The following is a 13,331-nucleotide window of genomic DNA, read 5'->3' as shown; positions in this document are numbered from 1 at the left end:
CTCATGTTCGTGCCGCGATCGTTGGTCGCATGCTTTTCCGTGTTCTGGGGCCGCTGGAGGTGCAGGGCCGTGGCGGGGACATCCACCGGCTCGGCCGTGGCAAGGCCGCGACCGTGCTGGTGACGTTGTTGCAGCACCCTAACGCGTGGGTCACCGCCGCCACGCTGACAGCCGCAACCTGGCACGAAGCTGCCGCACCGCCGTCGGCGCGGGCCAACCTGAAGACCTACGTGTGGCAGCTGCGGCGCCTGCTGCCCGCGGACGCCGGCCGGTCGCGGATCGAGAGCGCGCCCGGTCGCTACCGGCTGCGGGTGCTGCCTGGTGAGCTCGACACCGGCCGCGTCGCCGAGCACGCCGCCCGGGCACATGCGGCGGTGGACGAGGGAGACCTCGCGACGGCCATCGACGAACTGGGCGCGGCGCTGGCGCTGTGGCGTGGCCACCCGTACGACGGCGTGCCGAGCGCGGCGGAGGAGGCCGGCAGGCTCGTCGAGCTGCACGGCCGGTTGCGGGAGGAGCTCGGTGCCGCGCAGCTCGCGTTCGGCCGCGCCGACGAGGCGGCACGTACCCTGACCGCCCTCACCGGCGACGACCCGCTGCGCGAGGGGGCGTGGGCCTTCCTGGTGCGCGCGCTGCACGCCGAGGGCAGGCGTGCCGACGCGCTGGGCGCTTACCGCCGCGCCAGGCACGTGCTGGCGAGGGAACTCGGCGTTGGTCCCGGCAGGGAGCTCCAGGCGGCTTACGAGGAGGCGCTCGGCGAGGCCGCCCGTGCCATCGCGGTCGGCAGGCCGCGACGTGCGCCGCCGCGTGCCGCTGCCCGTTTCGCGGGGGGTGTGGTGCTCGTGGACGGAATGCCGGGGGTCGGCAAGACGGCGCTCGTGGTGCACGCGGCACACGGGCTGGCCGACGCGTTCCCCGACGGCCAGTTCTTCGTTGACCTGCGCGGCCTCGGCCCCGCGGAGGTACTCGCCCGCCTGCTGCGCCGGGTCGGCGTCGCGGAGTCGTTCGTCCCCGACGCGCTGGACGAGAGGTCCGCGCTGTGGCTATCGGAGCTCGCGCACCGGCGGGTGCTGGTGGTGCTCGATGACGCCGACGGGCTCGGCCAGGTCGCGCCGCTGTTGCCTCCGGGCTCCGGCACCTTGACGCTGATCACCACGCGGCGGCGGGACTGGCACGTCGACGGCGCCGCACGGATCGCGCTCGGCCCGCTGCCGCGGGCCGATGCGATGGCGATGTTCGCCCCGGCCGGGGGAGAGCCGACAGGCGGCTCGGCCGACTCGCTCGTGGAGTGCTTCGGCGGGATTCCCGCGGTGATCCGGGAGGTGGCCGACCGGCTCGCCACGCGTCCGTTGTGGTCGGTGCGGTCGCTGGCCGAGCAGCTCGGCGGTGACCCGTGCCGCGTGCTCGCGTGCGCGAGCGGCCACCGGCGAGCCCTGGCGGCGCCGGTGCAGCGGCTGCGCGGCGAGCTGCGGTCGGTGCTGTCCGGGCTCGCCGCCCTGCCTGCCGAGTTCGATCTCGCCGCGGCCGCGCGGATCCTTGGCCGCGCGCCCGAGGCCACGCTGCCCGCGCTCGAGGCACTCGTGGACGTGAGCCTGCTCGACCCGCGCGGGACCGGGCGGTACCGCCGCCACCGGCTCGTGATCCACGTCGCGGCGTGCCGCACGTGTGCGTCGGTGGGTTCGCCCGGACCGGCGGTGCGGGTGGCGTGCGGGAACCGGTGTTGACTGTGGGGAAACAGCAGAAGCTTGCCGCCGCGAGCGTGGCGAGACCGGAGCAGGCTGGGAAGGCCACATCGCGAGGTTCCACCCTGCCGGTCACCACCGTCGCCGCCGCGGCGCGAGCCGCCGCGGCGCGACAACCGGTCGCACGGCCTGCCGCCGCCGAGACAGTGGTCCGGGACCGTCCCGAGACCACCACGGCGCCGATCCCGGTGCAGCACGCCCAGCTGGCCGGCCAGACAGTACCCTCGCCGCCGCGCGAGCGGCCCGCTCACCGGGAACCGCTCGGCCTGCCGGTGCTGCGTATCGTCTGCTGGCAGCTCGCTCTCGTGCTCGTGTTCCTCGCGGCGGCCGGGCCGTGGCCGGTGGTCATCGTCCTGGTGCCGACGGCGGTGGCACTGCTGGGCTGCACCGCGGTGCGGGTGCGTGGCAGGTGGCTGTCCGACGAGCTGGCGCAGCGGGTCCTGCTGCTGCTGCGCCGTCGCGAGCGGGATCTGCCCGGCGCCGACGGGGCCCGGCTGCTGCTCGGGACCCTGGCTCCCGGAGCGAGCGTGCGCACCGCGACGCTGGCCGGGACGCCCTCGGGTGTCGTCAGCCGCGCCGAGGGGCTCGTCGCCGTGCTGCGGCCCGCCGCCGCCGGCGCCGCCGCGCTCGTCGAGTTCGCGCTCTCGGGCGCGTCGCTCGGTGAGGCAGCCGAGCCGGGACAGCCGGCGGTCCGGTTCCAGCTCGTCGTGCACCGAGGCCCCCGGCAGGCGGACCAGACCCGCGTGTGGCTGGTCGTCAGGGCCGTGCGCGACCCGGCTTTCGCGGACGACGCCCCGCTGCTCGCGGCCGTGAGCAACACCGTGCGCAAGCTGCACCGCAGGCTGAGGAGGACGGGTCTGGCGGGCGGGCTCCTGACCGCGCTGACGGAGGACGAGATCCTCGCGACGCTCGCCGCGCTGACCCACACCGGTCCGGGCAGAGCAGCGATCCGGGAGCACCGCCGGTACTGGCGTGCCGGGCCGATCGCGCAGGCCGGCCTGCGCCTTTCGGGCCTGGGCACGCGGTCACCGGTGGCCCGCGTGCGCGCGCTGCACCACGTGCTCGCCGCCGTTCCCGGCACCGCCTGCACCGTTTCCGTCACCGTGCCGGGCCACGCCGCGGTGGTCCGGGTGGCTGCGACCACCGACGCCGCCGTCGACGCGGCGGCCCAGTCGCTGCTGAGGACGCCGCCACCCGGGATCCGCCTCGAGCGCATGGACAACCAACACGCCGCGGCGGTCGCCGCGTCGCTGCCGATCGGAGGAACCCCGTGATGACCCAGTCGCTGCCCGACCTGCGCGAGGCGCCGCCGCGGCTCGCGGTCCTCCAGGGACACGCCTCGTGCCAGCCGGTGTCGCGGCACGCGCGCGTGACGGCGAAGCTGGCCGCCGCACAACGGGAGGTGCTCGTCGTCAGCTCGCTGCGCGGCGCGCCCGGCGACCCGGTGACGGCCTTCCGCCGGATCGACCACGCCAACCTGCGGCGCGGCGTCCGGTACCGGATGCTGTTCCCCGACCACGCGCGGATCGCGGCCGGAGCGTCGCAGCGTCTCGCGCAGCTCGCCCAGGACGGAGCGGAGATCCGCACGATGCCCGCCGTGCCCGTCGAGGCGCTCGTCGTCGACAGGGCGTTCGCCATCGTGCCCGCCGAGCGGCAGGGCGGGCACGATGGACGCGCCGATGTCGCCGACGTGGCCGTGTTCCGGCTGCCGAGCGTCGTCGCCACGATCACCGAGCTGGTCGAATGCCTCTGGCCGTCGGCGGTGCCGCTGACCGCGAGCCCGCGGCCCAGGCCTGCCGGGCTGGACAGGCGGGACCGGGATCTGTTGTCGCTGCTGTCGGCGGGCTGTACGGACGAGTCGGCGGCGGCCGCGCTCGGCGTCTCGGTGCGCACCGTGCGGCGCATGGTGTCGAGTCTGATGGACCGGCTCGGCGCGCGCAGCCGGTTCCAGGCAGGAGCCAAGGCCGCCGACCGCGGCTGGCTGGAGGGGGCTGCCGATGATTGACGACGCGCCGGTGAAGGCCCCGGTCACGCCGCGCACCGTCCTGGTCGACCCCGGCAGGCACGGTGCCTACCCCACCCTCGGCGAGGCGGTGCTGGGTGCGCCCGACGGCGCGTGCGTGTCCATCTCGGCGGGGACCTATGCCGAGACACTCGAGCTGCTCGATCGCGGTCTCACCCTGTGTGCGGCCGAGGGCGCGGAGGTGGTGCTCGACGGCACGGGCGCCGACGTCCCCGTGCTGCGGGCTCGCGGCGGCGTGCTGGTCGTGCGCGGGCTCACGGTGCGCGCGGGCGCCGCCGCGGGCGTCCAGGTGGAGAACGCGGAGCTGACCCTCGACGGCTGCACGGTGAGCGCCGAGCGAGGGCCGGGTGTGGCGGTCCGTGGGCCGGGCCCGCTGTCCATCACGGACGTCACCATCACGGGAGCGGAGCACGGGCTGGTGCTGGAGGGCACCTCCGGGGTCGTCGAGAACGTCACGATCAGCGATGTCGCCGCGGACGGTGTCATCGTCGGGCTCGGGGCCGACCCCGTGATCCGGTCGTGCACGATCGGCGGCTGCGGCCAGCGCGGGCTCTACATCTACCAGCACGCACGTCCGGTCGTGGAGAACTGCCGGATCTGCAGGACGAGCCAGGCCGGGATCGCGGTGGCGCACCGTGGCGAGCCGGTGCTCCGTCAGCTGTCCGTCAGTGACACCCTCGGCGTCGGCATCGACGTGGGACCGCACTGCGCAGGCACGATCGAGGGGTGTGACGTGACCGGTACCGCCGAGCCGGCCATCCGGCTCGCCGGCACGGCGACGGCGACGATCGTCGCCGAACCCGCTGCCACCGCGGGCGGTTCCGGACCACTCGACGGGCTGCTCGCGGACCTGGACGCCATGGTGGGGTTGCCCGGTGTGAAGGCCGAGGTGCGTTCGCTCGTCGACGAGATTCAGGTGAACGCCTGGCGTTCGCGCGCGGGGCTGGCCACCGGCGCGCTCAGTCACCACCTGGTCTTCGCCGGGGCGCCCGGCACGGGTAAGACGACCGTCGCGCGCACCTACGGCGAACTCCTGCGCGAGCTCGGCGTGCTGCCCGACGGGAAGTTCCGGGAGGTGTCGCGCCGGGACCTGGTCGGCCAGTACATCGGGCACACGGCCGAGAAGACCGCGGGGGTCTTCGAGGAGGCGCTCGGCGGCGTGCTGTTCATCGACGAGGCGTACACGCTGGCCCGGCAGCCCGCCTCCGGCGGCGACTTCGGGCAGGAGGCCATCGACACGCTGGTGAAGCTCATGGAGGACCATCGCGAGCGGATCGCGGTGATCGTCGCGGGCTACACGGCCGAGATGCACCAGTTCCTCGCCGCCAACCCCGGCCTCGCCTCGCGGTTCGCCAGGACCGTCGAGTTCGAGGACTACACCCCGGACGAGCTGATCGGCATCATCGGCCGGATGGTGACCGCGGGGGACTACGAGCTGGACCCCCGGTCCGAGCCCGCGCTCGCCGCGTACTTCGGCCGGATCTCCACCGAGCCGGGCTTCGGCAACGCCCGCGACGCGCGGCGGTTGTTCGAGGCGATCAGGAAGGTCCAGTCCGGCAGGCTGAGCCGGCTCGGCCGGATACCGGACGCCGCCGAGCTACGCGGCCTCACCGTTGGTGACGTGCTCGGCGCCATGGAGGGCGGTCAGCCGTTCTAAGCGGGCGGGGCCGGGTCGCCGAGCAGGTACCCGGCGCCGCGCACGGTGTGCAGCACGGGCGGTGGCCCGAGCTTGCGCCGCAGCTGCGTCACCAGCACGTCCAGAACGTTCGAGGCGGGGGGCACGAGCTCGTCCCACGCGGCGGCGATCAGCTCCGCCCTGCCCACCGTGTCGCCCGCCGCGGCGACGAGCCGTTCGAGGACGGCGAACTCCTTGCGCGTGAGGCGCAGTCCGGTGCCGCCGCGTCTGGCTTCGTGCGCGCCGACATCCAGTTCGAGGTCCCGCCACCGCAGCACCGACGGCGTGGGCAGGCCGCTGCGGCGGCACAGGCTGCGCACCCTGACCACGAGCTCCGGCACCGCGAACGGCTTGACGAGGTAGTCGTCGGCCCACGCGAGCCCCGCGATGCGGTCGCGCACCGTGTCGCGCGCGGTGAGGAACAGCACCGGCACCGTCCATCCCGCCTGCCGGCGGCGCTCGACGTAGGGCAGCGCGTCGCCCGCGGGCAGCATCCGGTCGAAGACCACGCAGTCGTAGGCGTTGACGGCGAGCGCCTCGTCGGCATCCGGGAGGTCGGCCGCCGTGTCGACGGCGAGCCCTGAACCGCGCAGCGCCGCCTCCACCGCCACCCGCAGGTTCTCGTCGTCCTCGGCCACCAGCACACGCACGTGCGCGAGGTTAGCGCACGGTGCGGCCGGTGCCTGTCATCAAATCCTCATCCCCCGTGCCGCACCGTGACATGCAGCCGGACACACGACGACGAAAGGCAGTGACATGGAACAGACCACGCGGCGCCCGCGGATGCCGTTCGCCCTGAAGGCCTCGCTGGGGATACTGGCGTTTCAGGTGCTGTCCAACGGGGCCATGGGGGTCCTGCTGCTGTACTTCGCCGCGGCGGATGCCGAGCACGGCCGCTCGGTACCGGGGCTGCAGTACGTGCTCGGATACGGATCGGTGGCCGTCGCGATCGTGCTGATCGGCTGTGCCGTGCTGCTGGGCCGCCGCGTTTCGGGGGCGAGGATCGTGGTGACGGTGCTCGAGGTGCTCACGGTGATCAGCGGCCTCCTCGCCGTCGTCCAGGGCGCCGTCCAGGGCGCTGTCGGGATCGTGCTGGCTGTCCTCGTGATCGTGCATCTGTTCCGCGCCGACGTCAGCGACTGGCTGCGCCCCGCATCGGCGGGACCCGTCACACGGACTGGGTGAGCCCCAGGCAGATCAGGAAGACCGGCAGAGCGAACAGCACCAGCTGGTGGAACGGCCGGGGACGGCGCCAGCCGGCGAGGTAGGTCAGCGGCGTGCCGAACACGGCCACGGCGACGAGCGCGGGGACGTACGAATAGTAGAGGCCGTCCGGATCGGGGGGCCCGGCGGCGACAAGGACGACGAGTGTGAGCACGGCCTCCCACAGCAGGATCGAGGCCAGTGACAGCAGCCACCCGCGGCCGCGTTCACGGTGCTGTCGCTCGGTGTTGTTCTCGGAAGCCGGCATATGCCCAGCATGGCCGCGCCTGGCCGGCGGGCGGCGCCACTGGCAGCAAGCGGACAGACCACGCCGCCCGCACCCGGTCCGGACGACACTGACGCGAGACGACAAGCCCCTTCTCCAGTTCCGAGAGGTACGAGATGACGGCACCTTCCGACGACGGTTCCGGCGCCGGCGGGGGCGGCACCGACAGCGCCGGCGCCCCGCCACCCGCTGCGGAGGCTGAGGCGCCGCCGGAAGCCTCTCCGGATGCCCCGGCGCCCGCGGACGAGGAACCCGCCCCGGAGCAGGACGCACCCGCGGACGCCACGACGACGAGCGAGCCCGCCGAAAGCGAGCCCGCCGACGCCGCACCGGCCGATGGCGAGCCCGCCGACGCCGCACCGGCCGACGACGGAAACCAGTCGCCCGAGTCCGGGGGCGCGGAGCAGCCCGGACAGGAGGCACCGGCCGCGGGCGGTGAGGAGGACGTGCCGGGAACCATCCCCGGCGGCCAGATGCGGGAGACCGACGCGCCGGGCGAGGGTGCCGGCGAGGAACAGGAAGCCGAAGGGATACTGCCGCTGGACGACGAGTTCGCGACGACCGTCCGAAACGAAGGTCCGAACCTCGAAACACCGGCGGGAATACTCGACGATCTCGGCCAGCAGTGGAACGGCACCGGTGGCGATGCCGATGCCGCGCACGCGGACGGCTCGGGTGGCGTGGCGGCCGTCAGGGAGTCGTGGCAGGACCCGGCTCAGGAGGAACTGCGGCGGCGGACGGATTCCTCGCTCGAGGAAACGCGCGGGGTCGGCGACAGCGCCAGGGCGATGGACGAACAGGTACGGCGTGCGGGAGAGCAGGTCCGGGCGGCCACGGACGCGATCGAGCAGAACACCGCTCGGCAGGCGCCGGGCTACTATCTCGCCACTTCGACACTCCCACCCGGCGAACGCGACGTCGCGGCGCGGCGCATCGTCGACATCACTGTCGACGGCAATCGCGACATCGCCAACCAGGCGGCGGCCAACATCATGAACGATCCCGGCTGGGACCGCGTCGAAGCCCCGCCAACGCCTGGGGCCGGCGACCCCACTCCGGCGCTGTACGCCGCGGGCAGCGGCGCGCTCGACGCCGGAGCCAACCTCCTCGCCGAGCGGCACGCGTCCACCGTTGCGGCCCAGGGACTCGACGATGTGGCTCCGAAGGTGCTGAAGGCCGGAAAGGTGGCGGGCGGCGCGCTCGGTCTGCCCCTGGCGATCGCCAGTGCGGCTCACGACGCCCACGCGGGACCGCCCGACGAAAGGGAGTCGCTCGTGCAGGCCGCGGCATCGAACGGCGCCGGATTGCTGGCGAGTATCGCGGCCCCCGCCGCGGCGGGAGCGGTGGCCGGTGCTGTGGGCGGCGCGGGCATCGGCGCGATCCCCGGCGCCCTGATCGGGATCGGCGCCGGAGTCATCGCCTCCGGCGCGGTCGACTCGCTGTTCGAGAACGGCTTCTCCGACCCAGGAGGAGCGCTCCTCGACGGAGTCAACTCGCTGGGCGACACGGCCTCCTCGCTGGTGGACGCCGCCGAGTCCGCCGATGCCGCTATCAACAGCAAGATCCGCGAGGCCTGGAACGCGCTCTTCTGAACGCTCATCGCGAACAGCACTGTCCACAACAGAATTAGGAGAAAGCCATGTTGGACACAGCGAAAAGCGGACCTGCCCGGGCACTCCCGCCGGTCGTCTATCTCCCGTGCGTCGAGCACGTCAGGAACCCTCAGGACGCTGTCGTCGAGTACCGGCGCACGAACGACCACCGCGTAGCGCTACTGGTCTACTCGGCGCTCGACCGGCTTCAGTCCTGCTGCGGAGACGACCAGCCCTGGGTGGTCTGCCCGACCACCATGCTCGCGCCGTTGATGCAGGCGGTGCCCTTCGACCTGGTGCTGCTCGACGTGGTCATCCCGGACGGACACCGCGGCTTCGCCGGGAACACGCGACCGCGGCACACGACCGCGTGAGACCTGCGGGAGCGACCGATGACGCGATACGACATGGATCCGGACGGGGTGACCCACGGAATCAGCCGGCTTCGGGCGGCGGGGGAGGCGTTTGACGCGGCGTGGCGTCGCCGCCGGGAGGCACTCATCGCCGGCCTGTCCGGAGTGGGCAATGACGCCATCTCACAGGCGTTCCGGGCGAGGTACCTGCCGATCGCCGAACGCCTGATGGCGCGCGCGGACGCCATTCCCGGCTCGTACCGCAACACGTGTGACGACGCACAGTGTTGCGTCGACGATTACCTGACGGCCAACACGCACGGCACGAGCACCGTCCGCGGCCTGACAGGCGCGGACCCGGCGGATCCCGCGCGACACGGTCAGTAAGCCCGCCGGAGACCGGGCCTGCGCTTCGTATTCGTACAGTGGCCGACGCATGGAAGGGAGAACGATGGCAACGGAGGGTGGCCTGGGCGCGGAGCTCGGGCGGTACGAGACCGACAACCTGCGGCGGAGGAGGATCGCCTTCGTGGCCGTGCCCTTGGGCGCTGTCGTCGCCTGTGCCGGCGTGGTGATGGTTCTCGTAGTCGGCGACACCGATGCCGTCGGGGCGATGGTGTTCCCCGCTCTCGTCGGCGGGCTCGGCCTCGGCGCGTTCGTGGTCGGCCTGTGGCAGGCCGTGCTGTCCGTCACTCGCACCGATGAGGCCTTCATCCTGTACGAGGGCGGCCTGGTGCATTCCTACGCCGGGAGGTCGTGCGCGCTGAGCTGGAGTGACATCGCCGACGTCAAGGACGCCGGCAGGGACACCGCGGTTCACCGAGCGCTGGGCGGCGACATCGCGTACAGCGTCACGCTGCACTCGCCCGTCAACGGGCGGCGAAACGTGACGATCACCGGCTTCACTGACGACGCCGTCCGGCTCGCCGAAACCGTGCGGCAGGCGGCCCTGCACGGCATCCGGCCGAAGCAGAGCGGCCCGCGCTGATCCGCTGCCCATCACTCCGGATGCGCTCGGGACTGGTGCAGGAGTGTGTGACAGCCGAGGGGCTGGTCCGAGGGAGGACTGAACGGATGTCGCTGTGCCCAAGCCGTGTCTCCGTGAGTTCAGCGCAGTCGTCGTGCGCGCCGCCCGCGGTCACGAGTCCGGTGCGACCTCGGAGCAGGCGTGTGAGCTGCGGGAGCTCCCGCGCCGCAACCGGATTGCTGGCGCGGGAGGACGAGGTGTTGCGGCGGGTGGTGGTGTGTCTGTCGCAGGGCGATCTGCCGGGAGCATGATGTACCCGTCGTGGACGAGCTGGCCGCCGACGGGATTGTGGGGCGGTGGCGTGCCGGGTGCTCAAGCTCCACCGCCGGCATTACTGCCGCCGACCACGCGGCCCAACCATCACGATGCCTCAGCTCCACGACGTCGGCTCCTCCGCTGGACCGGTGCTACCAGGCCGGGAAGGGCCGGGCCGGACGGGCAGCGTTCCCAGAGTCCGAACGGGACCTGGCTTCCAGGTGAGCTGGTCGGGGTGCACGGCCAGTGTAAGCCGGGGGAACCGGGAGACGAGACCGCGGAAGGCGATGTCGCCCTCGGCGCGGGCGAGTGCCGCACCCAGACAGTAGTGCGGCCCGCGGGCGAAGGCGAGATGCGGGTTGTCGGCGCGGTCGAGTGCGAGCCGATCGGGGTCGCTGAAGCGGCGTGGGTCCCGGTTGCCGGTGGCGTACAGCACCTGGACGGCCTCGCCAGCCGGGATGGTGACGCCGCCGATCTGGACCGGCTCCAGGGTGTAGCGCATGACGCCGATGTCGGCCGGTCCGGCGTAGCGCAGCAGCTCCTCCACGGCGGTGGGGATCTGGTCGGGTTGGGCGCGCAGCCGCTCCCGCTGTTCGGGATGGGTGAGCAGCAGGAAGGTCCCGCTGCCGATCAGGTCGACCGTGGTCTGGTGTCCGCCGAGCAGGATGCTGAGCGAGATCGAGGTCAGCTCGTGGGCGCTGAGCCGGTCGCCGTCGTTCTCCCGCACCTGCAGCAGGGCGGAGAGCAGATCCTCGGCCGGTGCCTTCCGCTTCTCCTCGATGAGGGCCGTGATGTCGCCGACCAGCGCGCGGGCGCCCGCGGCGATCCGTTCCGGGTCCGGGGCGGTCAGGTCCCGCGACCAGTCGTGCCAGCGCTCCTGGTCGGCGGCAGGAACGCCGAGCAGCTCGCAGATCACGCGCAGCGGGAGCGGCATGGCGAAGCGATCGATCAGGTCGAACTCCTCCGCGCCGGCGACCGCGTCCAGGAGCTCGTCGACGATCTGCTGGATGCGCGGGCGCAGGCGTTGCACCCGCCGGGCCGTGAACTCCCTGGACACCAGCGTGCGCAGCCGTGTGTGATCGGGCGGGTCGTAGGTGCCGAACGTGTGCGTGAAGTACGGCGCCACGTCGTCGGGCAGGCCGGTCGCGGACGCCAGGTCGAGTGTGGTTTGCCGGGTGACGTCGCTGCTGAACCGGCGGTCGGTCAGCACCGTCACGATGTCGTCATACCTTGTGACCAGCCACACGCCGGTGCCGTCGAAGTACCGGGCCGCCACGACCGCCGGCCCCTCGCGGAGCCGGGCAAAGGCCGCGTCCCGGTCTGGGCTGAACAGGATGTCGGCGAGCTGTGGCAGCCGCGTGGTGTCCTTGGTCATGCTGGCTTCCTCCGTGACGTCCGCGCCGCCGCGGGCACGGCGGCTGTGTCCTCCGGCTCGCGAGCCACGAACCCGCCGGGCCGGCTGCGTCACCGGCCGGGCGGGTCGCGGTACGGGGAGGTTCAGTCCGCGGCGGCGTCCAGGTAGTCGGTGGTGGGCGTGAACTCGAAGTGGACGGTCCGGCCGAACTTGCGGCGGAACAGCCGGTGCATCAGCGGGACCGCCAGCCCGTGCAGGAACGGGTGCTTGCGGCGCAGAGTCCGCGCGGCGTGCCGGTACTCCTTGCCGTGCAGCTCGCGGACCTGCCCGCAGATCGCCGGGCCGGTTGGCCGACCCTGTTGGGTGGACGGGCGCAGCTCGACCTGCGGGGTGTGGCGCATCCGCCTGGCCTTCAGCGACTTCTCGAAGCTCCGCAGGTAGGCGCGGTCACCGTCCACGGCCGCGCTCACGGGGGAGCTGCCCGGCCTGCCGTCGCGGCGGTAGGTGGTGAGCAGCGCGGTCTTGTGCCGGACGAGCGGTGCCAGCGCCGTCGTGGTGGTGGCGGCGACTTCACCGACGACGTCATCGAGCTGGCGCAGTCGCTGCCACAGCGCCACACCCGCGAGCACGCTCACGGTGAGCAGCACCCAGGGGTCGGAGGCGTGGCCGCCGAGGTCGAGGTCCATGACGTGGTTGACCGCGTGGACGGTGTTGGCGACCAGGAACCCGGTCAGCGCCAGCACGGGCCCATCGCGCCAGACGAGCGAGAGCAGGAGCAGGACGCCGATACCGACCTGGAACGCGCCGGCGTCGCGCTCGAAGTGAACGTGCGGGAGGAAGTTGACGAACGTCGCGAAGGAGGCCTGGTCGACCAGGAGCCAGACACCGGTGGGGAGCATCAGCAGCGCCCCCAGCAGCGTGGCCGCGACCACGAACGGCGGCTGGCCTCGCTCCGCGCGGGTGGTGATCGTGTCGGTGGTGGCCATGTCACTTCCTGCTCGTGGTGATCGGTGGGGGTACCGGCCGCGCCGCACGCCCCGGGGGCCGGCCGAACCCGGCCCCAGCACGTGCGGCGCCCGACCGCGGGACGGCTATCGGTTGGCGATGCCGATGGTCTGTTGGATCGTCTCGGGCCGCTCCAGCACGTGGAGCATGCAGTGGGCGACGTCGGCGCGGGAAATGAAGGTCCCGCCGGCGTTCCGCCCGAGGGCCGTGCGGTAGGTGCCGGTCAGTGGCTTGTTGGTCAGCGCCGGCGGCCGGATGACGGTCCAGTCCAGACCGCTGTCGCGAAGCTCGTCCTCCATCAGCGCCAGGTCGGCGTAGACCTCGGGGAAGCGGCGCTTGGCGATCCGGTTGCCCAGGTACCGCATGAAGAACCCATCGCCGGGGTCGCGCTTGGGCGGGTTCGGGCGGCTTGGCGAGGGCACGGTCCCGATCGGTGAGGCGCTGATCACCACGATGCGGCGGGCGCCGGTGACGTGCATCGCCTCGATGATGGCGCGCGTGCCGCGGGAGGTGATCCCGTCGTTGCGCTGGCTGGGCCGCGGGCCGAGGCAGGAGAGCACACCGTCGGTCCCGGCGACCGCCGCCTGGAGTGCCGCGGGGTCCGCCGCGGCCAGGTCGGCGATGACGGTGCGCACCCCGGCGGGCAGCGTGGCGGGGTTGCGGACGACCGCGGTGACGTCGTGACCCGCGTCGCGGGTCTGCTGGAGCAGGTGCCGGCCGACGCCGCCGGTCGCTGCGAAGATCGTGAGCTTCATGTGCTGCTCCCGTCCGGGAAGAATCGGCTGGTCGCCCTGGTGATCAGGGCTGTCGTCGTCT

The 13,331-nt window shown here is 72.9% G+C and carries 14 protein-coding genes; 9 read left to right on the top strand and 5 right to left on the bottom strand.

Annotation, left to right across the window (positions count from 1 at the left end):
• Nucleotides 1-29: 29 nt before the first annotated feature.
• Genes B0I33_RS15835 through B0I33_RS15820 form a run of 4 tightly spaced genes read left to right on the top strand, consistent with a single transcriptional unit; the run spans nt 30 to nt 5,422 of the window.
• The gene (locus tag B0I33_RS15835) at nt 30-1,724 is read left to right on the top strand and encodes an AfsR/SARP family transcriptional regulator (RefSeq protein ID WP_106179555.1); all 1,695 of its coding nucleotides are present in this window, start codon (nt 30-32) and stop codon (nt 1,722-1,724) included.
• Nucleotides 1,725-1,726: 2 nt separating this feature from the next.
• Nucleotides 1,727-3,016 (top strand): hypothetical protein, encoded by a 1,290-nt coding sequence (locus tag B0I33_RS15830; RefSeq protein ID WP_245900730.1) that lies wholly within the window; start codon nt 1,727-1,729, stop codon nt 3,014-3,016.
• Nucleotides 3,016-3,747, top strand: coding sequence for a helix-turn-helix transcriptional regulator (locus B0I33_RS15825; protein ID WP_245900729.1), 732 nt, complete (start codon nt 3,016-3,018; stop codon nt 3,745-3,747). Before B0I33_RS15830 ends, B0I33_RS15825 begins: the two co-directional genes overlap by 1 nt.
• On the top strand, nt 3,740-5,422 hold the full coding sequence (locus B0I33_RS15820; protein WP_106179553.1) for a right-handed parallel beta-helix repeat-containing protein: 1,683 nt from the start codon (nt 3,740-3,742) through the stop codon (nt 5,420-5,422). The genes B0I33_RS15825 and B0I33_RS15820 overlap by 8 nt, the downstream gene beginning before the upstream one ends.
• On the opposite strand, the gene B0I33_RS15815 is transcribed toward B0I33_RS15820, so the two are convergent.
• Complete coding sequence (locus B0I33_RS15815) at nt 5,419-6,090, bottom strand: winged helix-turn-helix domain-containing protein (protein WP_106179552.1); 672 nt, start codon at nt 6,088-6,090, stop codon at nt 5,419-5,421. The two genes, B0I33_RS15820 and B0I33_RS15815, sit on opposite strands and share 4 nt — an antisense overlap.
• A gap of 106 nt (nt 6,091-6,196) precedes the next feature.
• Here B0I33_RS15815 and B0I33_RS15810 point away from each other — a divergent pair, with 106 nt between their 5' ends.
• Nucleotides 6,197-6,625 (top strand): hypothetical protein, encoded by a 429-nt coding sequence (locus tag B0I33_RS15810; protein ID WP_106179551.1) that lies wholly within the window; start codon nt 6,197-6,199, stop codon nt 6,623-6,625.
• Here B0I33_RS15810 and B0I33_RS15805 read toward each other — a convergent pair.
• Nucleotides 6,609-6,911 (bottom strand): hypothetical protein, encoded by a 303-nt coding sequence (locus B0I33_RS15805; protein ID WP_106179550.1) that lies wholly within the window; start codon nt 6,909-6,911, stop codon nt 6,609-6,611. The genes B0I33_RS15810 and B0I33_RS15805 overlap by 17 nt on opposite strands.
• Before the next feature lie 464 nt (nt 6,912-7,375).
• Between B0I33_RS15805 and B0I33_RS15800 the strand changes: the two genes are divergently transcribed.
• The 4 genes from B0I33_RS15800 to B0I33_RS15785 all read left to right on the top strand — a co-directional run bounded on the left by B0I33_RS15800 (nt 7,376) and on the right by B0I33_RS15785 (nt 9,862).
• Nucleotides 7,376-8,521, top strand: coding sequence for a WXG100-like domain-containing protein (locus tag B0I33_RS15800; RefSeq protein ID WP_146147507.1), 1,146 nt, complete (start codon nt 7,376-7,378; stop codon nt 8,519-8,521).
• A gap of 47 nt (nt 8,522-8,568) precedes the next feature.
• A complete protein-coding gene (locus B0I33_RS29975; protein ID WP_181193316.1) occupies nt 8,569-8,895 on the top strand; it encodes an SAV_915 family protein in 327 nt (108 codons plus the stop codon).
• An 18-nt stretch (nt 8,896-8,913) separates the two neighbouring features.
• Entirely contained in the window at nt 8,914-9,261 is a 348-nt protein-coding gene (locus tag B0I33_RS15790) for a hypothetical protein (RefSeq protein WP_106179548.1), read from the top strand.
• Nucleotides 9,262-9,325: 64 nt separating this feature from the next.
• Nucleotides 9,326-9,862: a hypothetical protein gene (locus tag B0I33_RS15785; protein WP_106179547.1), complete on the top strand. Its 537-nt coding sequence runs from the start codon at nt 9,326-9,328 to the stop codon at nt 9,860-9,862.
• Between the two features lie 409 nt (nt 9,863-10,271).
• Here the strand turns inward: B0I33_RS15785 and B0I33_RS15780 are convergent, their stop codons facing one another.
• From B0I33_RS15780 to B0I33_RS15770, 3 genes are all read right to left on the bottom strand, one after another.
• Nucleotides 10,272-11,531, bottom strand: a complete 1,260-nt coding sequence (locus tag B0I33_RS15780) for a cytochrome P450 family protein (RefSeq protein ID WP_106179546.1) — start codon at nt 11,529-11,531, stop codon at nt 10,272-10,274.
• Nucleotides 11,532-11,653: 122 nt separating this feature from the next.
• Nucleotides 11,654-12,496: a PPOX class F420-dependent oxidoreductase gene (locus B0I33_RS15775; RefSeq protein ID WP_245900727.1), complete on the bottom strand. Its 843-nt coding sequence runs from the start codon at nt 12,494-12,496 to the stop codon at nt 11,654-11,656.
• Nucleotides 12,497-12,601: 105 nt separating this feature from the next.
• Nucleotides 12,602-13,270 carry an NAD(P)-dependent oxidoreductase gene (locus B0I33_RS15770; protein ID WP_106179545.1) on the bottom strand — a complete coding sequence of 223 codons (669 nt, stop codon included), beginning with the start codon at nt 13,268-13,270 and terminating at the stop codon, nt 12,602-12,604.
• Nucleotides 13,271-13,331 lie beyond the last annotated feature (61 nt).

The organism is Prauserella shujinwangii (genome assembly GCF_003001955.1).
GTDB lineage: Bacteria > Actinomycetota > Actinomycetes > Mycobacteriales > Pseudonocardiaceae > Qaidamihabitans > Qaidamihabitans shujinwangii.
This window is presented reverse-complemented; position numbering and strand designations above follow the sequence as displayed.

Bases quoted from the DNA above. Each gene is read 5' to 3' on its own strand.
- B0I33_RS15825 (WP_245900729.1), top strand. From the start codon at position 3,016: ATGACCCAGTCGCTGCCCGACCTGCGCGAGGCGCCGCCGCGGCTCGCG.
- B0I33_RS15785 (WP_106179547.1), top strand. From the start codon at position 9,326: ATGGCAACGGAGGGTGGCCTGGGCGCGGAGCTCGGGCGGTACGAGACC.
- B0I33_RS29975 (WP_181193316.1), top strand. From the start codon at position 8,569: ATGTTGGACACAGCGAAAAGCGGACCTGCCCGGGCACTCCCGCCGGTC.
- B0I33_RS15770 (WP_106179545.1), bottom strand. From the start codon at position 13,270: ATGAAGCTCACGATCTTCGCAGCGACCGGCGGCGTCGGCCGGCACCTG.
- B0I33_RS15820 (WP_106179553.1), top strand. From the start codon at position 3,740: ATGATTGACGACGCGCCGGTGAAGGCCCCGGTCACGCCGCGCACCGTC.
- B0I33_RS15835 (WP_106179555.1), top strand. From the start codon at position 30: ATGCTTTTCCGTGTTCTGGGGCCGCTGGAGGTGCAGGGCCGTGGCGGG.
- B0I33_RS15810 (WP_106179551.1), top strand. From the start codon at position 6,197: ATGGAACAGACCACGCGGCGCCCGCGGATGCCGTTCGCCCTGAAGGCC.
- B0I33_RS15780 (WP_106179546.1), bottom strand. From the start codon at position 11,531: ATGACCAAGGACACCACGCGGCTGCCACAGCTCGCCGACATCCTGTTC.
- B0I33_RS15775 (WP_245900727.1), bottom strand. From the start codon at position 12,496: ATGGCCACCACCGACACGATCACCACCCGCGCGGAGCGAGGCCAGCCG.
- B0I33_RS15790 (WP_106179548.1), top strand. From the start codon at position 8,914: ATGACGCGATACGACATGGATCCGGACGGGGTGACCCACGGAATCAGC.
- B0I33_RS15805 (WP_106179550.1), bottom strand. From the start codon at position 6,911: ATGCCGGCTTCCGAGAACAACACCGAGCGACAGCACCGTGAACGCGGC.